The organism is Aminobacterium sp. UBA4987, assembly GCF_002396985.1.
Taxonomy (GTDB): Bacteria; Synergistota; Synergistia; order Synergistales; family Aminobacteriaceae; genus Aminobacterium; species Aminobacterium colombiense.
Window position 1 is genome coordinate 159,116 of record NZ_DGZF01000001.1, and the last position, 20,628, is coordinate 179,743.

Consider the following 20,628-nt stretch of genomic DNA (forward strand, 5'->3'; position numbering starts at 1 on the left):
ACACCTCCATCAAAACGTAATACTCTTTGCATAGTTAGTGTACTTAAGTTTATTTCAAGATGCAACTAACGTCAATAATAAACAAAAGTTAGTTGGTGTTTTCCCAAATTATAATTTGAGCTTTTAGATTTTCAGGTGATTGTCCTGTCATTTCAGATAAAAAAGAAAGTCCCCAACAGTTATGTCCAGTAAGTAAGGAAACATCTTTCTGAAATATAATCCATGGGCCTTTAGAGTTTATACCAGTAAGCCTTAAAACAAAGGCTACACTTTTGGCCAGTTCGCCAAAGGAAGGATGATGCGGTCCTGCGACAACTGATCTTTCTAAGCTTTCCGTTTGTTGCAGGCCAACTCGTTGCACGGAGAACCCCAGATTTTTGGCATAATGGAGAAGGGTCCCGACCCAATGGGCTGCTTCAGAAACTGAGAGGGGAGTGTATTGACCACTTAGTAACAAGTTCTCCAGCATAGTATTTCTTAAGACTAGACATGGGTAGAAACGCAAAGTCATACCACGCGGTCCCTTTAGTTCTGCGAGTTTAAAAAGATCTTCAAGACTGCTCTTCAAGTTTTGCGTAGGAAGTCCGACCATCATTTGGGCGGCGACGGAAAACCCCTGATCAAGAAGGAGTTTAAGGGCATTTAATCCATCTTTTTCACTATACCCTCTATTGCAAAGTGATAGCACGTGGTCGTCAAGGGATGAAATTCCAAGCTCTACCATAGAGATAGGAAATTTTTTTAGCCTTTCTACTGTATCCCTAGAAATACAGAGGGGGTGAGTCGAAAAGCGAACAGAACTTCCTGAAGGCGCAGCTACTATTGCTGCTAGGTATTCTTCCTGCAGCCTTTCTGGCAGGCACGTAAAACTTCCCCCAAAATAACAGAGCTCTACTGGTTCCAAAAGTGTAGATAGCATAGCTACCACCACTTGAGGTGATGGTGGTTGATATTCTCCTGTAATAGCCCTCTGATCGCAATAGATACATCGATGAGGACAGTTTCTCATAGGGAGGAAGACGGCTCGCCTTTTCATCTTTTGTTTATCACTACTCGCCTAAATTCTTTTCATTTTCATTTTGCCAAAAAGAAACGGTTGTTTCTATAAGCTGCTGAAGAAAGCAAAGTTCATTTTTTGAAAAACAATGGCTCTTATACCAAATTCCCCCACCCCCATGATTTTCAAGGAGTTCTTCAAGGTGGATTCGCCCAGATTCATCTGAAGGGGTTCCTTTTACCAAATCTGTAATTTCCACATCAAGGGCTTGTGCTAATTTTGAAAGAAGCCTCATAGAAGGAAGCCTCCTGTTGCTTTCAAGGGCTTGAATGTAAATCCGGCTAACATCGGTTTTATCCGCAAGGGCCTGTTGGGTTAAACGTGCGGCTTTCCGCAATGTTTTGATACGTATCCCTAAACTCATAAAATAGAAACCTCCATTCAGGATCATTGTCGTATAATTTATATCATAAAATGAATGATTATAAATCGTACATTATGTAAGAGAAACCCTCTCTTGACTGATTTTACCTGCTGAATGATACTACAGGAAGGGTAAAAATAAAGATGTAAAGTGATTTGTTATAGAATTAAGACAATGGAAAGGGGATTACAGACGTGGATTTTCGACAGCTCGAAAGTTTGGTGGAAGTACTCGAAAAAGGAAGCATTTCTGGAGCTGCTGCATCCCTTGGTATTTCTCAGCCTGCCGTAAGCAAGCATATTGCCCGTCTTGAAGAAGAAATGGGCATAAAGATTTTTGCGCGGGGTCAGAAGTGCTCTAAGCTTACTGTAGAAGGGGAAATTCTTTATGATTTCGCCAAAAAAGTTGTTTCTTCTCTCAATGATATAAAACGAGAAGTGACCAATGTTTCTTCTGAGGTGGCAGGTACGGTGACCATAAGTGCGAGTTCAATACCTGGCGATTTCGTTTTGCCGTCAATACTCGTAGATTTTCGCCGTCAATACCCTTACGTAAATGTGGAGGTCTATATTTCAGATTCCAGAGAAGCCTTGGAAAGACTGGTAACCAAAGATACAGATATTGCGGTGACGGGTTTTAGCCGCAATACCTCTGGTCTTGAGTCTTACCCACTCTGTGAAGATGAACTTGTTCTTATCGTTTCTCCTGACCATCCACTGGCCAATCGCGGAGCAGTGACCATGAAAGATGTGGAAGATCTTGATCTCATTGGCCGAGTTCCCGGTTCTGCTACTCGCAGGATATGGGAAGATGCCTATAAAGAGCATTTTGGGGTGGAGAAGGAGGTCGGCTTGAGCTTTGGCCATGTTTCTGCTGTTGTAAATGCTGTAGAATCTGGAGGGGAAGGCGGCATAGTTTCCAGGCTGGCGGTGGGCAAAAACACACACCTTGTTACAATCCCATTTTCACCAGCATTAAAACGTTTTTTTTATATTACTTATGGAACAGTTTCCACCCGTGCCATGAAAGTGCTGATAGATTTTTTGCGCGAAAGGGTGCTACAAATAATTGGAGGTGTAACTTGTGTCGACTGAGTTGGTTTTTGATCCTGTAGATAACGTAACGGCTTTTCTTCGTGAAAATGGATATGATGTAAATATTACCATAAGCTGCCAGACAATTTTCACAGTGGATGACGCAGCTCTTGCTGTAGGGGCTCCTGCTGAACATATATTAAAGACCCTTCTCCTTCTTGTAGATGAAAAACCCGTCCTAGCCCTCATGTCAGGCCCTAACAGAGTAGACTTAAAAAAGGTAAAGCAAGTTTTTGGAGCTAAAAAGACAAAAATGGCTTCACCAGATTTTGTTTATGGCTATTCGGGCTATAAAATTGGAGGGGTTCCCCCTGTAGGATATCCGGAAAAGATCCCCGCAGTTCTTGATGAGGACCTTTTCCGGTACGAAACAGTTTGGGCTGCAGCTGGAACTGACCACGCCTTTTTTCCCATATCCCCTGAAAGACTTCAAATTCTTACGGAAGGGCGAAAGGCCGACATTAAAAAAGAAAGATAGGTTATAGCCTCATTTCGGGAGCTAAAGCCTCGAACCACTCGTCAAATTCACGGTTCAAATAAATTGTTTTGAGCGGAATGATGCATATTTCTACATTGTGATGGACGAGAGCCTGAAGAATATGTCCACCTAGGCATGTGTGGTCGGGACGGCTGAAAACAGCGTGTAAATGGGGGTAGATTCCTTCGTGTTTGTAACTTACGTTACCGTTAAGGGTCAAGAGTTCCATAACGTCGTTATAGGTGGTTTTCTCATATTCTTTGCCATTGAACCATCCAAAAGTGACGTTTGTTACCATGCCTACTGCTGAAACAATAACTGCAGAGTCAACATCCCGTTCTTTGCAGACAAAACTGATGGAACTATGGATGTCTTCTCCATGGGTGAGCCGTAAAACAAGCATTTCGTCAGTGGCTGCATACTTCATTTCTACACCTCCCGGTGGGAAATGATCTTTTGAAATATTGTATCACGAAAAGTCGATATTTTAAAAATATTATTTTTCGTATTGCAATATGAGGAGTTTTATACAATATGGTTTAACAAGTTTCTTGTGTTATTAGCAGGTGTCGTTGCAGGCTTTCTTAATGTGCAGCAGGAGGCCGCAGTATGTTAATGTTGCCCTTTTTGGTTTTTCTTGGCAAGGGTATGAGTTTGGCTAATGCAGGCAGAGAGAAGGTCCTCAAACCTCGAAAAGCAATTCATGTTGCAAGTGCTGTGAAAATGATATATGACGTTCTTCAATATGATATAGAAAGTATCAAAAAGAGCTGGGCAGCTCTTCTAAAAATACAGCCCAGCTCTTTTTATTTATTGAGAGTAGAGAAATTTTTGAAGTTCTGGGCCTTTAAGACCAGCTCCGAGGCCAGCGGAAAGTTTTAACCTTGCTTGAAGGGGTCTTAGATTTCCTCCGTCATACACCCCTAGCTCAAGAAGTTTGTTGAGGCTCCCTTCAAAGTTAAAAAACCGCCGTGTTCGCCCCATAAAACAGCGAGAGGAAATAACAACCGGGATGCCGTCCCTGATGATCTTTCTTAAGAAGGGGATCCATGATGGAGAAATAGTACCATCTCCGAAACCTGCGATAACGAGTCCATCGAGATCTTTATCTTTTGCTTCTGATAAAAGTTTGATTAGAAGTTCCCCTCCTCCAAGATTAGCGTATATCAACTCCACATTTCTGGCAGGAACATGATCTCCTTCAAGCACTTTGCTGCGTTTGTGAATTCTTAATATCTGTATGTCTTGACCAATTATCTCGCCAAGAGGGCCTCTGTCAGGTGATACAAAAGCGTTTCTGCGATGGTTTGTTTCCTCCGTTATTTCAGAGGCCGCAAATAGCTGGTCCTGTAGGCAAACTAGAACACCTAGCCCCCAACATTTTTGAGATGAGGCAGCGTACATAGCCTGCGTTAAGTTAATAATAGCATCCGTACCAGGGACATCAAAAGGAAGTGTTGCTGCCGTGAAGATGATAGGTTGGGGGTAGGCCCAGAATAGATCTGTTAAATAGGCCATTTCTTCAAGGGTGTCAGTGCCGCTTGAAACAACAATGCCGTCCACACCTTCTATTACTAGCTTATTCAATATTTGAATAAGGTCAGTTGTCATACGAATAGAGTAGTGGCTACTTGGCTGATGGCTCCAATCTACAAGGAAAACATCTTGCGACATGTCCTCTGGAAGCCACGAAAGCATCGTTTCGCCATTTAAGAAGGGCTGGTGTCCAGAGTCCTCTTCTGTCTTCAACCCTATTTGCCCTCCAGCAACTACCAGAGCAATCTTCCCTCTTTTGGGCATTAGATCATCTCCTCCTTAAGACTGACAGGCTTACACGAGAAATGGGAAGAATGCATTGGCGGTGATTTAGTATCCAAGATTTTCTCCTACAACGATTACGTGGGTTTCGCGTCCCGTGGTGGGGCGTTCAAGAATAAGAACTGCCCTGCAGACTCGAGTAGCGCCGTTGCAATCCACACAGTGGCCGACATGGGAACATGGAGTGTTAATATTCAGGCGGATGGCGTTCGGAGGTGTCGCCTTATCTCGAATACGGGCAAGAGCGCTGTCTACATCCCGCGCAATCTTGTTAATTCCAACGACAAAGATCAGCATATTAGTTCCCCATGCCATAGCGCTGACACGATTACCAGTACCATCAATATTAACAAGCATGCCATCTTCCGTTAACGCATTTGAGCTTGTAAGAAAATAATCTGAAAGGAATTCTTTTTTCAGGACTTCTCTTTTTTGCTCTGGACTTAAAGTGGGGTCCCAATGCTGGGCAATAGTACAGCCGCGTTCTTGGAGTTTTTCGATAGCTCCAATTTGCCGGATGGTTACACTGCCGGGAATACCCACGGTAGCATTTTCTGGTATAAGTTTTAAAACTTCTTCTAAAGCCTGTTCTCGAGTGTCTACATAAATAGCTTCAAATCCCTTGGACGTGAGGTTTTTAACGACATTGACTCCTAGTTGTCGATTGCTGGCAGTCTGTGCTGCTGCAAATGGATCTTTTTTGTTCGTCATACTTCTGCCTCCTTGTTATGCCCTATAGGGGCTATGATAAACGTATCTATCATTACAAGAAAGATGAAAATTGTCCAGACATGATGTAAAGGTTTTGTCCTTGACACTCTTTTTGAAGGAGCGTATAATCACTCTGCTTTAAGAGGAGGTTTGATTCTGCCATGAGAGAAGAAGATCTTCTTGGAGATCGAATTTATCTAAACCAGCTTTATGATCTATACGGAGCTCTTTTGACAGAGAAACAGCGTAATGCTTATGAACATCATGAGTTTTCAGATCTTTCCATTACAGAAACCGCTGAACGTTTAGATACTACAAGGCAAGCCGCTTTTGACCTTATATCCAGGGCGAAAAGCAGACTAGAAGAACTTGAAGCTCTTCTTAAACTTCACGAACGAATAAAGAATCTTGAAAAGCGAATAGAAGATTTGGAAGAGCGTTGCCAGGATAAATAGTACCCCCTTTCCTAGGAGGGATTCGTATATGTTTGAAGCGTTGAAAGAGCGTCTTGAATCTGTTTTTAATACATTAAAGGGTAAAGGTAAATTATCAGAAGAAGATGTTAATGCTGCTTTGAGAGAAGTCCGCCGGGCCCTACTTGAGGCTGATGTAGACTACAAAGTAGTGAAGTCACTGGTAGACTCTATTCGGGGACGTTGTATTGGCCGGGAAGTCCTTGATTCTATTACTCCAGGGCAGCAGGTTGTCGCCATTGTATACGAGGAACTTGCAAGTTTGATGGGAGAGGATGTTGTCCCCTTTACCATTTCCTCTAAGCCCCCCACGCTTTGCATGATGGTAGGTTTGCAAGGAAGCGGTAAAACTACATCAGCTGTAAAAATAGCAAAGCGCATTCAAAATGCCCATAATCCGCTGGTCGTAGCTTGCGACCTTCGACGGCCAGCAGCCATAGAGCAGCTGAAAGTACTTGCACAACAGAGTAAAGTTGCTTTTTATGGCCCCTCAGGGGATACCCAGGACGTTATCAAAGTAGCTAAAGAAGCCCTTGCCTATGCAGAGAATCACTTGAATGACGTTATTATTTTTGACACTGCGGGACGGCTTCATGTGGACGAAGATTTGATGGAGGAACTTTCTAGGCTTAAAGACCTTGTAAATCCCCATGAGATCTTGTTAGTAGTAGACGCTATGACAGGGCAGGAAGCGGTCAAGGTGGCAACAAGTTTTCATGAAAAGCTTTCTTTAACAGGTGTTGTTTTAAGCAAATTAGATGGTGATGCCCGAGGCGGAGCTGCATTGGCAATTAGGGCTACAACACAGGTTCCCATAAAGTTTGCAGGTGTTGGAGAAGGTATTGATGCCATTGAATTGTTCGATGCCAAGCGGATGGCTCAGCGAATTATTGGCATGGGAGATGTGATGGGACTCGCTGAAAAAGTTCAGCAAGTGACATCTCAGGAAGATGTCGCAAAAATTACGAAAAGCCTTAAAAAAGACAAACTCACCATGGAGGATCTTTTGTTGCAATTCGAGCAGATAGAAAAGCTCGGCCCTCTTGATAAGGTTATTGACATGCTTCCTGGCATGGGGAAAATGAAAGAATTGAAAAATGCTGAACTTGATCCGAAACGGCTAAAACAATCAAAAGCAATCATACAATCTATGACTCTGGAAGAACGCCGCAATCCTCAAATTATCAAAGGGAGCCGAAGGCGGCGTATTGCAGAAGGATCTGGAACTACTGTGCAAATGGTTAATCAGCTTCTCAAGCAGTATGACCAGATGAAACAACTTTGGAAGTATATGGGCAAAGGTAAAAAAGGTTTTCGCCTTCCGAAAGGACTTTTCGGAGGCGGAGGGTTTCCTTTCTAATCTAAACAAGGAAAGAAAATAAAAGATTGATCTATTTTTTATTAAAGCAGGAGGTGTCACATTCAATGGCGGTACGTATTCGTTTAGCCCGGTTCGGGCGCAAAAAAACTCCTTTTTATCGGCTTGTAGTAGCCGATTCGAGATCACCACGTGATGGACGGTTCATTGAGCTTCTGGGAACCTATAATCCCATGGTGGATCCCGCGGACATTAAGATCGACGAGGAAAAGGCTCTCTATTGGCTGAAAAATGGAGCTTCTCCCTCTGACACGGCTCGGGGCATCCTTAAGATGGCTGGTGTGTGGGAGAAATTCGCTGCAGAGAAAAACTCTGCTGAGTAATGATGGCTAATTACCAAGAACTTGTAAAATACATTGTCGATCACCTTGTTACTATCCCAGACCAGGTAGAAATTACCACAGAAGTGAATGACCGGGGAATAGTGATGGTTTTGATCAAAGTAGCTTCTGAAGATGTGGGACGGGTGATTGGAAAACGCGGCGCCACGATCAATGCCATCCGTTTAGTGGCAAAAGCTGCTGCTGTGAAAGAAAATGAACGAGTGGAAGTGGATATTGAAGCAGATTGAGGTGTGACGGTCCATGGAAAACCGTAACCTTGTTACAATTGGGCGTATCGTAGGAGTGCATGGTTTGCGTGGAGGTATTAAAATTTTTCCTCTCACTGATTTTCCCCAGCGCTTTTTTACGATGAAAAACTTTGCGGTTTATGGCGAAGATGAAAAACCTCTGGCTGTACTCACCGTTCAAGATATGAAATTTCTGGATGGCAAAGGAATTATCGTTGCCGAAACCCATGAACTTCAAACGCCTGAAAGTGCTGAAAGCCTGAAAGGCGGTTTGATCAAAATTTCCTCTGAAGAGCGGTATTCTTTAGAAGAAGGGGAATATTGGATCGATGATTTAATCGGCATGAAGGTATTCGAAAAGGGGAGCGGCCGCTATCTAGGGATGGTGCATAACGTTTTCTTTGCTGGAGAAAATGATATCTACACCGTTATTTCAGATGACGGAAAAGAACATTTTATTCCAGCAGTATCAGAGTTTGTAAAAAAAGTGGATATTGACAGTCGTGTTATGGAAATTGAGATGATCGAAGGATTGTGGGAGTAATGCGCGTTACTATAATTACAGCATTCCCAGAGTTTTTCCGTGATTTTCTCTCTACAAGCATCATTGGTCGGGCTGTAGATGCTGGTCTGATCAACGTAGATTTGGTAAACCTTCGTGAGTATGGCTTTGGAAATTACAGACAGATCGACGATTATTCTTTCGGTGGCGATGGCATGGTGCTAATGGCCGAACCCCTTTCGAAAGCGCTGGAAAAGGCTCGAGAGGGTCATCAGGGGGTAGATACTGTAGTCTATCCCAGTCCTCAGGGGGCTATGCTTTCACAAGAAATGGTGGAGTCCCTTGCGAGCAAAGAGCATATTATTATCATCTGCGGCCATTATGAAGGCATCGATGAACGCTTTGCTGAGAAGTGTGTGGATCTTGAGGTTTCCATTGGAGACTATGTACTAACGGGGGGAGAAATACCAGCTATGGCTATTATTGATGCTATGGCACGTCTTGTCCCAAATGTAGTAGGAAGGGGCGGGGCAGTAGAAGAAGATTCCTTTTTCAGAGGTATGCTGGATTTTCCTCACTATACAAGACCAGCACTGTGGGAAGGAGATCAAGTACCGCCCGTACTTATTTCAGGGAACGAGAAAGAGATCGATAAATGGCGAAAGCAGCAATCTGTACAGAGAACACTGCGAAGGCGACCTGATTTACTAAGTCGAGCTAACATAACATCGTACCTTGAAAAAGGAGTGTATCTGGCTTTGGTCCACCATCCTGTTATGGACCATTATGGGCAAAAAACGACAGCGGCTCTCACCGGCCTTGATCTTTCGGATATTAGTCGTTCTTGTCGTACTTATGGGCTACGTAAATTTTTGGTGGTTACTCCTCTGAAAAGTCAGCGGGAACTCGCAAAAACCATGGCCGCCCATTGGGTGAAGGGCTATGGAGCATCTTTCAATCCGAGCAGAGCGGAAGCATTTAAGACAATGAAAACGGTTCCAACTCTTGATAAGGCTGTTGAGTGGATAAAAAGCAAAGAACACGAAGAGCCTTTAGTTGTTGGAACCACAGCTAGAGCTTATCCCGGGGCAATTCACTGGCTAGAAATGAAAAGGACTCTTCTGGAGGACCAGAAACCAGTGCTTTTTGTGTTTGGTACGGCTTCCGGGTTGCACAAAGAAGTCACTGAACGTTGTTCTGTCCTTTTGCAGCCTCTTTGTGGGGGAAAGGAAGATTATAACCATCTCTCTGTTCGAACTGCAGTAGGAGTGATTCTCGATAGGTTTTTCGGGTGGAGATAAACGATTTTTGTAATGGAGTAAGGAGGGTTAGCAATGGATGCCATTAAACTGGTTGAAAAGAAATATATGAAAAACGAAGTGCCAGAATTTCGTTCAGGAGACACTGTTCGTGTCCATGTGAAAGTTACTGAAGGGGCTCGTGAGCGTATTCAGGTTTTTGAAGGTGTTGTAATAGCTAGGAAACATGGCGGAGTCAATGAAACTTTTACCGTCAGAAAGATTTCAAATGGCGTTGGTGTTGAAAGAGTTTTTCCAATCCACTGTCCTTCAATCGATAAGATCGAAGTAAAACGCCTTGGGAAGGTACGTAGAGCTAAACTGTACTATCTGAGAAAGCTCAGTGGTAAGGCTGCTCGTATTAAAGAAAGAAGAGAATTCTAAGTTTTTAGCACCTCCATGTATTGACTTAATGGGCAAGCCACATTATAATAACCGTCGTTCTGCGGGGGTGGCGGAACGGGTAGACGCGCAAGGCTAAGGACCTTGTGGCCTCTGGGCTGTGGGAGTTCGAGTCTCCCCCTCCGCACCATATCGGGTTTGAAAGGGAAACATCATACGATGTTTCCCTTTTTTTAGTGCACGTCGTTTGAGGATTATCTCGTTATGAACGTTCTTTGATTTTCCGCGTTCAAAACGGTGAGGCTATAGCTTTTCGAATATATCCTTCCATAAGGGGAACAGCAAAATCATTAAGATATTTTTGAATTGATTCTTCTGAGTAGGCAACGCATCCGTTTTCTCCCACATAATTTCCGCTAAGTACACAATCTAGCTGACGTCGTCCCCTCTCCCATGATATCCCAAGGAGGCTTTCGATCTCACTGCCTTTACTAATATGGCGGAGGGGCATCTCCAGGGAGAGGCTAAAAAGCTTAAAGAGTTCAATGTACCCATCAAGGGATACATTGATCTGATTTATTTTTATAGCACCGTCATGGGATTCTCTTTCTCCGGCTATAACAGTTTTTATTCCAAGCTGAAGGGCCAGGGGGATACGGATCCCATGAAGATATAGGTGGCAGCCTATACAGGGTGTATAAAAACCAAATTTAGCCAAGGATATAGCCGCGATAGAGCCGCAAAGTCTTTTCCAAAGGGCTGGGGAACCCATAATTACAGGAGAATAAATATGGACCGATAATGAGCGAAGGTGATCTTTCATATAATCAAGGTTATCGTATAAACTTATCCAGTCGCCATATTCTGTCGCGGTGTAAGCGATAGTGGGAATAACCCCTTTAACAGAGTGGTTTTCCATGTATTTAAAAAGAGCAGCGAAACTATCCCGTCCTGCGACCTCAATGATGACAACATCCTCCGTAGCCCTTATCTTCTTTATGTCATCTTGTGGCAGCATCCATGGCGGAAAATCTGTAATGAGCTCCGGTTTTCTCAGCAGAATAGCTTTGAGCCGTTCTTCCATAATTCTCACCCTTTCAATGGGATGTATGGGCCGGGATAGTACGGTTGGTCTACTGGTGAATCCATGAGTCCTGCGAGCTTCCCTCTATCTAGAAGGTTTAGGGTCATATACATGAGCTCATGCCCTCGCAACAATCCCAATCCGCCTGCGGCACAACTTATTTCATCAAAGACCTGTACAGAGTCTTTTCGAGTATAACGTCCACTCATAATGATGGGCACAGTTTCTCCAGAGTGAATCATGTTTCCTACACTGGCGGTAGAATGGTCAGAGGTTACGATAAACAATACCTCGTCATCAGGAACGATTACCTCATAAGCGAATTTAAAAGCCTTGTCCAGGGCTTCTATCACATCTATTTTCTTTTGATAACTTCTTTTGTGAGCCGCTTCATCTGTTGCCTTAGTATGAACATAGATAAAATCATAATCTGTCGCTTCATAGGCTATGCGAAGCCGTTCTTCAAGGTCTTTTTCAGGGGCATCTGTATCCCTTACACGAAGGATATCCATGCCAAGAATAGAACACAAGCCATGGTAGATGGCACCGGAAGCTATACAGAGTGCCCGAAGCCCCCATTTCTGGTGGAAAGGTATAAGAGGGCAGTATTGCCCAGCTCGCTGAAGACCTATAAAATTTATTGGAGGTTCGTTATCCCTCTCCCTTTTGATGTTTATAGGATGGGAAGACAAAATCTCATAGGACCACCTCATGTAGTCATTAAGAATTTCAGCGGTGTAATGTGCTTTTTTGAAATCCTTTGTGTCTTCTCTGGGGAGGACTTGCATAATAGGCCGTTCTTCATAGATAGGATTGGAGTCTGTTACTTCCGAGGAAAGCCCAGGTCCTCGCATGACGGAGAGTCCGGCGATACCCATGGTGGGAATAAATTCGATCTCTATGTTGTCCTTTCTATAGAATCTGATAGCGTCATGAAGCGGTTTTAATATGGTGTGATCGGGATTCATCTTTTCAATCTTCAAGATGAAGAGGTTTTTTTTCTTGTTTACTGAGAAAGTGCGAGAAAGCAAGGACACGTCGCCATCTCTTACAGGAACCCCCTCAGCTCTGGCTTCGATGTATCCTCTCCCAGGGAAGAAGGCGAGATCATAGCCAAACATTATAAAGTGGGCCATTTCACTCGGCAAAGCCTGACCTTGCAGGCAGCTATGATAGAGGCCGCACGTGCCTGATGCCGCAATACGATCCAGATTAACAGTTCGAGCAGCCTGAAGGGGTGTCTTCCCTCCCAGGGGAGCTATCCCTTTATCTCCCAATCCATCAAGAACAACCAGTATACATCTCATGATACGATTATAATATAAAAATATTAGGGGGAAAAGAAATTTAAAAGCGTGAAAGATGGGGGGCTGTACCAATGGAGGCACAAATAGCTTTCTCGCCAAGTTTCTCGTATTTTTTTTATTCTACAAAAGTAGAAATGACGCCTCTCGATTTCTTCTTGCAAAGGCTTACCTCTGTAAAAGACGGTGTGGAGGCTTTGGGTGTGCCTCACACTGAGGTGGGGGAGATCCTGGTTAACGGAATTTCTGTAGATTTTAATTATCTTTTGAAGGATAGAGACAAGGCATGTATATTGCCGTTTTCCCCGCCAGTTGATGTTACTAAAGCGACACTTTTAAGGCCAGTACCTCTTGACCGGCCTTCTTTTGTAGTTGACATTAATGTGGCCAGATTAGGATCCCTTCTTCGATTGATGGGGCTTGATACTATTTACAACCATGCATGGCATGATAAGGATATTGCTGCTATTTCTAAAGACGAAGGGAGAATTGTAATAACGAGAGACCGTTCCTTGTTAAAGCGAAAAATAATAACCTATGGGCGGCTTATTCGTGAAGAAAGGCCCTGGTTCCAGCTATTTGAGGTTATCAAGTTTTATAATCTAAAATTGTGGCTTTTACCTTTTAGCAGATGTAGTTTTTGTAATGAGACTCTTCGCTCCGTCCAAAAGGAAGATGTTCATGATCGCCTGGAGCCTCTTACGAGGTTGTTCTATAATGAGTTTACCGAATGTCCAAAGTGCGGCAAAGTCTATTGGTCAGGATCTCATAAGCAGAGGATAAAAGAGAGAATTCTGGTTATGCTGGAGAAATATCAGCAGTTGAAAGCAGAGGATGATTATACTTCTGATAACATGTTTAATATAAAACCACAGTAGTGAAAAGAGGAAGGGTTGATCATCACAATGTCTGAGGCAAAATTTGACAGATTGTTTAATCCCCGCTCCATTGCGTTAATAGGAGAGGGTATTGCATGGAGCGGAGCGGCTGCAAGAGCTGAGAAGACCCTTCAGGAGTCTTCATTTAAAGGCCCCGTTATTGAGATTAAAAATGAAGAAGCCACTTTTCAACAGGTGGATTTAGCCATTTTAGACGTGGCGACATGTCATTTGCCTTACTGGCTTGGTAGATGCGAAGAAGAAAATATTCCTTATGCCATGCTCCTTGCATCGGAACAAAGTGGAGTGTGGAGTCAAAAAGATAAAGAGACAGTCAGTCGAATACTTTCGAAAAGCGCATTACGCATTATAGGTCCGGATTCCATGGGATTTATCAATTTAAAAGATAAGATTGTTATTTCTCCTTTTCAAGGGTGCTTCAGCAAAGATCAATACGAGAAAGTTGCACTTATTTCGCAAAGTGGGGATTTGGGCTTTGCTGTTGCTTCTGCTGCTCGATTAGCAGGGACAGGCTTTCGATATGTGATAACAACAGGTGGGACATCAGATATAGATTTGGCTGAGGTTGGAACATGGATTCTAAATGATCCTTGTGTAAAGTTAATGCTTTTCTGCCTGGAGGGATTGCGTGACGGAGTAGCTTTTTTAAGAATGGCTCGTGAAGCCAATCTGAGGGGAGTACGCCTTGGAGTTCTTAAAGCCGGGCAGAATGTTTCATCTCGCCAGGCTATTTCAAGTCATGTATCGGCTGGTGCAGGGAATGCGGCAATTTGGAGTGCTGCATTTAAGCAGTTTGGAATTCTTCCCCTGCGTGACACAGATGAAATAATAGACCTGGCCTGTGTCTATAATTCCTTTCCCCCCCCTGCTGGGCGAAAAACTATCATTGTTTCTCCTTCCCGGGGAGCAGGCATTGCCTTTTCTGATAATTGTTTTGAAGAGGGGCTGAAGGTGCCATCAGTTCCCGAAGATCTTCAAAGAGAGCTGAAAAAAAGCCTCCCTTCTGACGTTTATGTAAATAACCCTATCGATTTGGCTTCCCTTGGAGTGGAGGGGGCAGAATATGTAACCTACCTGCTCCGGCGTCTGATGAACTCTCCCAATTTGGACATAATAGCTGCTGTTTTAACAGAAAGCCGGGGAGAAGAAGTGCGAAATATTATGGCAGCGTTGCTTGATGTGGTCAGGGATAGAAAGCACCCGGTGGTGTGTTGTTCTATGGGAGGCATAGAGGAAGAAGTGAGGGAAATGTTAAAGGAAGAAGGTATTCCCTTTTTTACCAGCCCAAGACGATGTGCTCGAGCCTTAGCGGGCTTGAGTGTCGGCATCCCTTCCCTTGAAGCATCAATGCCTGTAAGTTGTGAGGAGTGTGCTGTGGCGGAAGAGAAAGAAGGACTCCCTGACCTCCCCCAAAGCATGACAGAATATGATGCGAAACGACTTCTTGCTTTTCACAATATAGATATTACCAAAGAATATTTGTGCCACTCATTGGAAGAAGCTATTGAAACAGCAGAAACTATTGGCTATCCAGTTGCCCTCAAGGTGATGTCTCCGAATATCGTCCATAAAAGTGAAGCCCGAATAATAGCATTAAATTTGAGAGGGGAAGAGGAACTTAGAAATGCCTATGGCCGCACCTTGGAAAAAGCCAGACTGGCTAACCCAGCAGCGGATATCAGGGGGGTACTTGTTCAGGAGATGCTCGAGGACGGTATAGAGTGTACTGTTGCGATCAAACGGGATACTGTCTTTGGAGCGGTACTATCTGTTGGCCTCGGAGGTATATATGCGAGTGCCGTTCGGGATTTTGTCATGAGAGTTGCTCCTGTGGACGAAGAAAGTGCTATGGCGATGATTAGAGAATTGAAGGGATACTCTCTTTTACGCGGGGTTTGGGGGCGCCCTGGTTATGATGTGGCAGCATTTGCTAAAATGGTGGCCAGCCTTTCAAGATTGGCGTGTACTGAAACTAGGCTTGTTCAATTGGAAATAAACCCTGTTTTTGTAAAGAAAAAGGGTGCTGTTGTTGTGGATGCATTTGTTCTAAGGAGGTAACAATGACAAACTGGATGTGGATTCTAATTGCATATTTAGCAGGATCTTTCCCCACAGGATATGTCTTTGTTAAATTATTTTGTGGTGAAGATATCCGCACATTTGGTTCTGGGAACATAGGCGCCACTAACGTTGGACGTCGGATGGGGAAAAAATGGGCAATTATCGTGACGATTATAGATATGATTAAAGGCGGAGTGGTGCTTGTTTTAGCAAGATCTATGAAAGTGGAAAGCTCCTCACTTCTTGCTCTAATGGCTTTTGCTAGTGTATGCGGGCATAATTTCCCCATATGGCTTAAAGGCAAAGGCGGCAAGGGTGTGGCGACGACCTTTGGTGTGGTTTTCTTTATGATACCCCCCTATAGCTCCTATGCTGCTTTGGCAGCTGGCATAATATGGTATGGGACCTTGAAAATTTCAAGGTATGTGTCTGTGGCTTCAATAGTATCTCTTTTCAGCCTCCCCCTTATTTTTATAACCCTTAAAATGGATTCTTCTCATGTCTTGGCAGTTCTCTCCATGGCTTTTCTGGCTCTTGTCCGCCACAAAGAGAACATAAAACGTATACGCAGCGGAGAAGAGAACCAAGTAGGCAAAAAATAATCATCCCCCTATTTCTGAAACAACCTTGACTAATGTTGACCAATTCTCTACAATAAGGACACCAACGATTCAGGGTAGGAGGTTTATGTTATGTCGAGCCTGACTGAGGTTATTGAAGATTATATTAATAAGCTTTTTCAAGAAGAAATGGAAGAAGAAGCTATTTCTTTACGACGTAAAGACCTTGCGGAATTCTTCGGTTGTGTCCCGAGTCAGATCAACTACGTTTTAAGAAGCCGTTTCACTCCTGAAAGAGGATATATAGTAGAAAGCCAGCGTGGGGGACATGGTTATATCCGCATAGTTCGTATCTGTTACGATGTGCCGGAAGAAAAGATAAGTCATATTGAAGATATAGTGGGTAATGCTGTAAGTGAACAGGATGCAAAACGTCTTTTAGCTGCCCTTCAGGACAGAGAGCTTCTTTCTGCGAGAGAACGTCTCGTGATAGAAGTGGCGATGAGGTTTTTAGATGAAGTGGCCAGCTCTGATTTCGATGTATCTCCTTACAAGCGAAATGCTTTGCAGGCCGAGATCTTAAAACGAATGCTTCGAGGTCTGGCCCTTGCATAAGAGCATTATTTGAAAGGGTGGAAAACCATGTGGCAGTTTTTTACGGAACGGGGCAAAAAAGTAGTTCAGCTTGCCCATAGAGAGGCTCTTCGGATGGGGCACGACGTAATCGGAACAGAGCATATCCTTCTTGGCCTTCTCGTAGAAGGAGAGGGTGTCGCTGCTCAGGTTCTCAATTCACTTGGCGTGAACTTTCAGGAAGTCCGCCGGCAAACAGAAGAACTCGTAGGAAAGGGACAGCCTATATTAAAGCCTATTGATCTTCCGTTGAGCCCACGAGCAAAACGGGTGCTTGATCTTGCCATTAAAGAAGCTCGGAATATGGGAGTTAACTATGTAGGCACAGAGCATGTGCTTCTCGGTCTCTTAGCCGAAGGGGAAGGTGTGGCAGCTCAGATCCTTCTGTCTTCTGGTGTAGATAGTGTTATTGTTCAGCGGGAAATAAGCCGTTTTATAGCAAATAACGAAGCAGATAGGGGGGTACAGCCAGATCTATCCGGCGAAGGGCAAAGAAACGTGCACTCCAAGACCCCTACCCTCGATCAGCTAGGTATAGATCTTTCAGAAAAGAGTCGAAAAGACGAACTTGACCCCGTTATAGGCCGAGATAAAGAAATTCAGCGAGTGATACAAATTCTTGCAAGACGAACCAAAAACAACCCGGTCCTTCTTGGGGATCCTGGAGTAGGGAAAACTGCAATAGTGGAAGGACTGGCACAGAAGATTCAAGATGGTAATATTGCTGAAATTTTGAGAGGGAAAAAAATAGTTCAGCTGAACATAGGAAATCTCGTAGCCGGAACAAAATACCGCGGCGAATTCGAAGAGAGGATGAGAAAACTCTTAAAAGAACTTCGAGAAACAGGGGATGTTATCATCTTTATCGATGAGATTCACTCCATAATCGGTGCCGGTGGCGCAGAGGGAGCTGTGGATGCTGCCAATATACTCAAGCCAAGTCTATCGCGAGGTGAGTTTCAGGTCATTGGCGCTACTACATTAGATGAATATCGTAAATATATAGAAAAAGACGCAGCCCTTGAACGGCGCTTTCAGCCAGTAATGGTTGAGGAACCCTCGGTAGACGATACGATCAGCATACTTGAGGGACTCAGAGATCGATATGAGTCCCATCACAGGGTAAAGATATCAGACGATGCCCTTGTCGCTGCCGCTCGCCTTTCATCAAGATATATTACAGAGCGTTTTCTTCCCGATAAGGCGATTGACCTGATCGATGAAGCAGCTGCCCGAGCTCGCTTGAAAACCATGGAGATTCCCGCAAATCTTAAAGATATAGAACATGATCTTGAAGAGGTTCGAAAAGAAAAAGAGGCTGCCGTAACCTCTCAGGAATTTGAAAAAGCTGCTCGTTTACGAGATACTGAACGGAAGATATCGGAGGAACTCGAAGAGAAGAAAAAAGATTGGCAGTCCAGGCGATATCAAGAGAAACCTCTCGTTTCTTTTGATGATATTGCCACTATAGTGAGCGAGTGGACGAATATTCCAGTAACTCAGTTGACAGAAGAAGAAACCCAGCGACTGCTTAGGATGGAGGAAGAGATACATTGCCGGCTTATTGGCCAGGAAGAGGCGGTAAGTGCCGTTGCCAGAGCTATACGTAGAGCGAGGAGCGGCATGAAAGACCCCCGTCGTCCCGTGGGCAGTTTTCTTTTCTTAGGACCCACAGGCGTCGGTAAAACTGAGTTAGCCAGAAGATTGGCAGATTTTCTCTTTGGCAGCGAAGATGCCATGATCCGCCTTGACATGAGCGAGTTTATGGAACGCCATGAAGTAGGAAAACTGATAGGGGCCCCTCCTGGGTATGTGGGGTACGATGAAGGTGGAAAGCTTACGGAGGCCATTCGTCGACGTCCTTATTCAGTAGTGTTGTTCGATGAAATAGAAAAGGCCCATGAGGACGTTTTCAATATCTTGCTTCAAATTCTGGAAGATGGCCGGCTTACAGATGGTCAGGGTCATACAGTTGACTTTAGGAATGCTGTTATTATTATGACCAGCAATATTGGGGCCAAAGATTGGGTCAAAGGGACATCCCTTGGATTCTCAATATCAGGAGAAGCGGATGGTTATTTCGATTGGGATAAAACTAAATCTGATATTTTGGATGCGGTGCAAAAAACATTTCGCCCTGAATTTATTAATCGAGTAGATGAGATGGTGGTTTTCAGGCCTCTGAGCAAAAAGGAAATGCTTGTTATCGTTGATATCATGTTATCCGACGTAAAGGAACGGTTGCGTTATCAGGATGTAGATATTAAGGTTAGTGAAGAGGCAAAAGCGTTTATTCTCGAAAAGGGTTATAACCCAAGATATGGTGCCAGACCCTTGCGGCGAAAAATTCAGCAGCTTATAGAAGACCGGATGGCAGACATGCTGCTTGAGGGCAAGATCAAGAAGGGAAGTCTCGTCTCTATTGATGAGGACAAAGGTGAAATGACTTTTGAGTGTACAAAACCTCAAAAAAGGAAAAAAGAAAAGAAGGCGGCGGTTTAGAGCCGCCTTCTTTCATAAAAAATAACCCCTTTATTTTTTCTCCTGCTGACAGAGCGTTTCATCCCCTGTACAATAACATGCACGGTTCTTCTTAAAATAATGAAGGAGGTGTCCCATGGGAAGTTCTAATTCGTGGTTTTTATTGTTCATCTTCTTTTTTATTTACCCCCAATTGAGGCAGCAGATCTTACATTGGCGAAGAATTACTGCACTAAGGGCCTGCGAAAAACGCAGAAAGACGAGGATCATAACCCTTATCCATCGTCAGGAGAGCGTTGGTTTTTTTGGGATGTTCTCACGCAACTTCATCAACATTGAAGATTCTGAGGAAGTATTGAGGGCCATTCGCCTTACCTCTGAAGGAACCCCTATCGATCTTATTATACACACCCCGGGGGGATTGCTCCTCGCCGCGGAGCAGATAGCTTATGCATTGAAGAAGCATCCAGCAAAGGTTACAGTGGTCGTTCCCCATTACGCTATGTCTGGCGGCACTCTCATAGCCCTTGCCGCAGACGAAATTCTTATGGATAAACATGCAGTGCTTGGCCCTGTAGATCCGCAGATAGGGCAATATCCGGCAGCCTCTATTCTCAGAGCCGTAGAAGAGAAACCTGTATCAGAGGTGGAGGATACGACTCTCATCCTTGCTGACGTGAGCCGGAAGGCTGTAAAGCAGACCCGCTCTTTTGTGTTCAATCTGTTAAAAGACCGAATGGGTGATGAAAAAGCAACAGAATTGGCTTTAGTGCTGACCGAAGGCCGATGGACCCATGATTATCCGATTACGGCAGAGGAAGCCCAAGCCCTCGGCTTGCCCGTGAATACAGATCTATCTTCTCAAGTTTGCAATATTATGAAACTCTATCCTCAGTCGGGGATAGGAAGGCCATCTGTACAGTATGTTCCTATTCCTTATCCATCAGCCCCAGATTAAAATAGTTTAGACGCAAGGCGGGAGATATGGTGAAAATGTTTGACAAAGCGCCTCAATGTTTGAGTAAGACTTCTTGTTTCAATAACGAACCTCCCCTTGAAGAAACCAGCATCTTGACATCTGCCCTCGCCTTTCCCAAATGGATACGCGGGATAACCTTCGTTGTGGGATTTCTTATTTTAGCTATAGGCATGGCCAAACTTTTTTCTATGAAAATAAAGGGGCTTATGCTTATGTTCCCCTATGTTTTGGTGGGGATAGTATGCCTTTCCATGGGTGGGATCAATAATTCGATGAGTATTTCTTCAGAAGGGGTAATTTATGTCCGAACAGTCTGGGGGAAGAAAAGGCGAGAAATATTACCTTGGGAAACTATCCAGTCTGTTGTAATCCTTCGCAAAAAAAATTTATTCTATGCGCGTTTTTTCAAAGAGGATGGGAAAGGATGGCAAATTCCCTTCCGAAGTGATCAATGGGAGATCTTTCAGTGTATTGTAAACAAATACCGACCAGACCTTACCATTGAAGATAAAACAAAAGTTTAACAGGCTTACGGGAGAGT

The 20,628-nt window shown here is 43.9% G+C and carries 23 protein-coding genes and 1 tRNA gene; 17 read left to right on the top strand and 7 right to left on the bottom strand.

The annotated features are described in order from the left end of the window. Nucleotides 1–88 precede the first annotated feature (88 nt). On the bottom strand, nt 89–1,036 hold the full coding sequence (locus B2U56_RS00765) for a radical SAM protein (protein ID WP_333593325.1): 948 nt from the start codon (nt 1,034–1,036) through the stop codon (nt 89–91). 13 nt (nt 1,037–1,049) lie between these two features. Then, nucleotides 1,050–1,421, bottom strand: a complete 372-nt coding sequence (locus tag B2U56_RS00770; protein ID WP_286951584.1) for a helix-turn-helix domain-containing protein — start codon at nt 1,419–1,421, stop codon at nt 1,050–1,052. A 194-nt stretch (nt 1,422–1,615) separates the two neighbouring features. Between B2U56_RS00770 and B2U56_RS00775 the strand changes: the two genes are divergently transcribed. Next, complete coding sequence (locus B2U56_RS00775) at nt 1,616–2,515, top strand: LysR family transcriptional regulator (RefSeq protein WP_286951586.1); 900 nt, start codon at nt 1,616–1,618, stop codon at nt 2,513–2,515. Then, the gene (locus B2U56_RS00780) at nt 2,505–2,993 is read left to right on the top strand and encodes a YbaK/EbsC family protein (protein WP_286951587.1); all 489 of its coding nucleotides are present in this window, start codon (nt 2,505–2,507) and stop codon (nt 2,991–2,993) included. The genes B2U56_RS00775 and B2U56_RS00780 overlap by 11 nt, the downstream gene beginning before the upstream one ends. Before the next feature lies 1 nt (nt 2,994). Here B2U56_RS00780 and B2U56_RS00785 read toward each other — a convergent pair whose 3' ends face one another. The 3 genes from B2U56_RS00785 to B2U56_RS00795 form a co-directional block, all read right to left on the bottom strand. Then, entirely contained in the window at nt 2,995–3,420 is a 426-nt protein-coding gene (locus tag B2U56_RS00785) for a PPC domain-containing DNA-binding protein (RefSeq protein ID WP_286951589.1), read from the bottom strand. A gap of 383 nt (nt 3,421–3,803) precedes the next feature. Continuing rightward, nucleotides 3,804–4,793: an asparaginase gene (locus B2U56_RS00790; RefSeq protein WP_286951590.1), complete on the bottom strand. Its 990-nt coding sequence runs from the start codon at nt 4,791–4,793 to the stop codon at nt 3,804–3,806. A gap of 66 nt (nt 4,794–4,859) precedes the next feature. Continuing rightward, nucleotides 4,860–5,522 carry a lactate utilization protein gene (locus tag B2U56_RS00795; protein ID WP_286951593.1) on the bottom strand — a complete coding sequence of 221 codons (663 nt, stop codon included), beginning with the start codon at nt 5,520–5,522 and terminating at the stop codon, nt 4,860–4,862. A gap of 161 nt (nt 5,523–5,683) precedes the next feature. On the opposite strand from B2U56_RS00795, the gene B2U56_RS00800 reads away from it, so the two are divergent. From B2U56_RS00800 to B2U56_RS00835, 8 genes are all read left to right on the top strand, one after another. Beyond that, the gene (locus B2U56_RS00800) at nt 5,684–5,977 is read left to right on the top strand and encodes a sigma factor-like helix-turn-helix DNA-binding protein (RefSeq protein ID WP_286951595.1); all 294 of its coding nucleotides are present in this window, start codon (nt 5,684–5,686) and stop codon (nt 5,975–5,977) included. Between the two features lie 28 nt (nt 5,978–6,005). After that, a complete protein-coding gene (gene ffh / locus B2U56_RS00805; RefSeq protein ID WP_286951597.1) occupies nt 6,006–7,355 on the top strand; it encodes a signal recognition particle protein in 1,350 nt (449 codons plus the stop codon). A 65-nt stretch (nt 7,356–7,420) separates the two neighbouring features. Continuing rightward, nucleotides 7,421–7,696, top strand: a complete 276-nt coding sequence (gene rpsP / locus B2U56_RS00810; RefSeq protein ID WP_013047954.1) for a 30S ribosomal protein S16 — start codon at nt 7,421–7,423, stop codon at nt 7,694–7,696. A 2-nt stretch (nt 7,697–7,698) separates the two neighbouring features. Then, the gene (locus B2U56_RS00815; RefSeq protein ID WP_041459500.1) at nt 7,699–7,944 is read left to right on the top strand and encodes a KH domain-containing protein; all 246 of its coding nucleotides are present in this window, start codon (nt 7,699–7,701) and stop codon (nt 7,942–7,944) included. Nucleotides 7,945–7,957: 13 nt separating this feature from the next. Continuing rightward, nucleotides 7,958–8,488 (top strand): ribosome maturation factor RimM, encoded by a 531-nt coding sequence (gene rimM, locus B2U56_RS00820; RefSeq protein WP_286951599.1) that lies wholly within the window; start codon nt 7,958–7,960, stop codon nt 8,486–8,488. Next, nucleotides 8,488–9,747 carry a tRNA (guanosine(37)-N1)-methyltransferase TrmD gene (gene trmD, locus B2U56_RS00825; RefSeq protein WP_286951601.1) on the top strand — a complete coding sequence of 420 codons (1,260 nt, stop codon included), beginning with the start codon at nt 8,488–8,490 and terminating at the stop codon, nt 9,745–9,747. Before rimM ends, trmD begins: the two co-directional genes overlap by 1 nt. A 33-nt stretch (nt 9,748–9,780) precedes the next feature. Next, nucleotides 9,781–10,128 carry a 50S ribosomal protein L19 gene (gene rplS / locus B2U56_RS00830; protein ID WP_013047958.1) on the top strand — a complete coding sequence of 116 codons (348 nt, stop codon included), beginning with the start codon at nt 9,781–9,783 and terminating at the stop codon, nt 10,126–10,128. A 61-nt stretch (nt 10,129–10,189) separates the two neighbouring features. Beyond that, nucleotides 10,190–10,276 (top strand) — tRNA-Leu (locus B2U56_RS00835). 99 nt (nt 10,277–10,375) lie between these two features. Here the strand turns inward: B2U56_RS00835 and B2U56_RS00840 are convergent. Then, on the bottom strand, nt 10,376–11,170 hold the full coding sequence (locus B2U56_RS00840; RefSeq protein ID WP_286951604.1) for a hypothetical protein: 795 nt from the start codon (nt 11,168–11,170) through the stop codon (nt 10,376–10,378). 5 nt (nt 11,171–11,175) lie between these two features. Continuing rightward, entirely contained in the window at nt 11,176–12,477 is a 1,302-nt protein-coding gene (gene apgM, locus B2U56_RS00845; RefSeq protein ID WP_286951606.1) for an alkaline phosphatase family protein, read from the bottom strand. A gap of 71 nt (nt 12,478–12,548) precedes the next feature. Here apgM and B2U56_RS00850 point away from each other — a divergent pair, with 71 nt between their 5' ends. The 7 genes from B2U56_RS00850 (at nt 12,549) to B2U56_RS00880 (ending at nt 20,611) form a co-directional block, all read left to right on the top strand. Next, nucleotides 12,549–13,352: a Mut7-C RNAse domain-containing protein gene (locus B2U56_RS00850; protein WP_286951607.1), complete on the top strand. Its 804-nt coding sequence runs from the start codon at nt 12,549–12,551 to the stop codon at nt 13,350–13,352. A gap of 27 nt (nt 13,353–13,379) precedes the next feature. Next, on the top strand, nt 13,380–15,431 hold the full coding sequence (locus B2U56_RS00855; protein ID WP_286951610.1) for an acetate--CoA ligase family protein: 2,052 nt from the start codon (nt 13,380–13,382) through the stop codon (nt 15,429–15,431). A 2-nt stretch (nt 15,432–15,433) separates the two neighbouring features. Then, a complete protein-coding gene (plsY, locus tag B2U56_RS00860; protein ID WP_286951612.1) occupies nt 15,434–16,036 on the top strand; it encodes a glycerol-3-phosphate 1-O-acyltransferase PlsY in 603 nt (200 codons plus the stop codon). A 90-nt stretch (nt 16,037–16,126) separates the two neighbouring features. Beyond that, the gene (locus B2U56_RS00865; RefSeq protein ID WP_013047964.1) at nt 16,127–16,609 is read left to right on the top strand and encodes a CtsR family transcriptional regulator; all 483 of its coding nucleotides are present in this window, start codon (nt 16,127–16,129) and stop codon (nt 16,607–16,609) included. 27 nt (nt 16,610–16,636) lie between these two features. Next, nucleotides 16,637–19,129 (top strand): ATP-dependent Clp protease ATP-binding subunit, encoded by a 2,493-nt coding sequence (locus B2U56_RS00870; RefSeq protein ID WP_286951614.1) that lies wholly within the window; start codon nt 16,637–16,639, stop codon nt 19,127–19,129. Nucleotides 19,130–19,244: 115 nt separating this feature from the next. Beyond that, entirely contained in the window at nt 19,245–20,066 is an 822-nt protein-coding gene (locus tag B2U56_RS00875; RefSeq protein WP_013047966.1) for an SDH family Clp fold serine proteinase, read from the top strand. A gap of 35 nt (nt 20,067–20,101) precedes the next feature. Continuing rightward, nucleotides 20,102–20,611, top strand: coding sequence for a hypothetical protein (locus B2U56_RS00880; RefSeq protein ID WP_286951616.1), 510 nt, complete (start codon nt 20,102–20,104; stop codon nt 20,609–20,611). The last annotated feature ends 17 nt before the right edge of the window (nt 20,612–20,628 follow it).

What these genes read in the sequence shown, in the direction of transcription:
- ffh (WP_286951597.1), top strand. Translation starts at nt 6,006, where the DNA reads ATGTTTGAAGCGTTGAAAGAGCGTCTTGAATCTGTTTTTAATACATTA.
- B2U56_RS00790 (WP_286951590.1), bottom strand. Translation starts at nt 4,793, where the DNA reads ATGCCCAAAAGAGGGAAGATTGCTCTGGTAGTTGCTGGAGGGCAAATA.
- rplS (WP_013047958.1), top strand. Translation starts at nt 9,781, where the DNA reads ATGGATGCCATTAAACTGGTTGAAAAGAAATATATGAAAAACGAAGTG.
- B2U56_RS00865 (WP_013047964.1), top strand. Translation starts at nt 16,127, where the DNA reads ATGTCGAGCCTGACTGAGGTTATTGAAGATTATATTAATAAGCTTTTT.
- apgM (WP_286951606.1), bottom strand. Translation starts at nt 12,477, where the DNA reads ATGAGATGTATACTGGTTGTTCTTGATGGATTGGGAGATAAAGGGATA.
- B2U56_RS00880 (WP_286951616.1), top strand. Translation starts at nt 20,102, where the DNA reads ATGTTTGACAAAGCGCCTCAATGTTTGAGTAAGACTTCTTGTTTCAAT.
- B2U56_RS00765 (WP_333593325.1), bottom strand. Translation starts at nt 1,036, where the DNA reads ATGAAAAGGCGAGCCGTCTTCCTCCCTATGAGAAACTGTCCTCATCGA.
- trmD (WP_286951601.1), top strand. Translation starts at nt 8,488, where the DNA reads ATGCGCGTTACTATAATTACAGCATTCCCAGAGTTTTTCCGTGATTTT.
- B2U56_RS00815 (WP_041459500.1), top strand. Translation starts at nt 7,699, where the DNA reads ATGGCTAATTACCAAGAACTTGTAAAATACATTGTCGATCACCTTGTT.
- B2U56_RS00875 (WP_013047966.1), top strand. Translation starts at nt 19,245, where the DNA reads ATGGGAAGTTCTAATTCGTGGTTTTTATTGTTCATCTTCTTTTTTATT.
- B2U56_RS00850 (WP_286951607.1), top strand. Translation starts at nt 12,549, where the DNA reads ATGGAGGCACAAATAGCTTTCTCGCCAAGTTTCTCGTATTTTTTTTAT.
- rpsP (WP_013047954.1), top strand. Translation starts at nt 7,421, where the DNA reads ATGGCGGTACGTATTCGTTTAGCCCGGTTCGGGCGCAAAAAAACTCCT.
- plsY (WP_286951612.1), top strand. Translation starts at nt 15,434, where the DNA reads ATGACAAACTGGATGTGGATTCTAATTGCATATTTAGCAGGATCTTTC.
- B2U56_RS00785 (WP_286951589.1), bottom strand. Translation starts at nt 3,420, where the DNA reads ATGAAGTATGCAGCCACTGACGAAATGCTTGTTTTACGGCTCACCCAT.
- B2U56_RS00770 (WP_286951584.1), bottom strand. Translation starts at nt 1,421, where the DNA reads ATGAGTTTAGGGATACGTATCAAAACATTGCGGAAAGCCGCACGTTTA.
- B2U56_RS00840 (WP_286951604.1), bottom strand. Translation starts at nt 11,170, where the DNA reads ATGGAAGAACGGCTCAAAGCTATTCTGCTGAGAAAACCGGAGCTCATT.
- rimM (WP_286951599.1), top strand. Translation starts at nt 7,958, where the DNA reads ATGGAAAACCGTAACCTTGTTACAATTGGGCGTATCGTAGGAGTGCAT.
- B2U56_RS00795 (WP_286951593.1), bottom strand. Translation starts at nt 5,522, where the DNA reads ATGACGAACAAAAAAGATCCATTTGCAGCAGCACAGACTGCCAGCAAT.
- B2U56_RS00870 (WP_286951614.1), top strand. Translation starts at nt 16,637, where the DNA reads ATGTGGCAGTTTTTTACGGAACGGGGCAAAAAAGTAGTTCAGCTTGCC.
- B2U56_RS00800 (WP_286951595.1), top strand. Translation starts at nt 5,684, where the DNA reads ATGAGAGAAGAAGATCTTCTTGGAGATCGAATTTATCTAAACCAGCTT.
- B2U56_RS00855 (WP_286951610.1), top strand. Translation starts at nt 13,380, where the DNA reads ATGTCTGAGGCAAAATTTGACAGATTGTTTAATCCCCGCTCCATTGCG.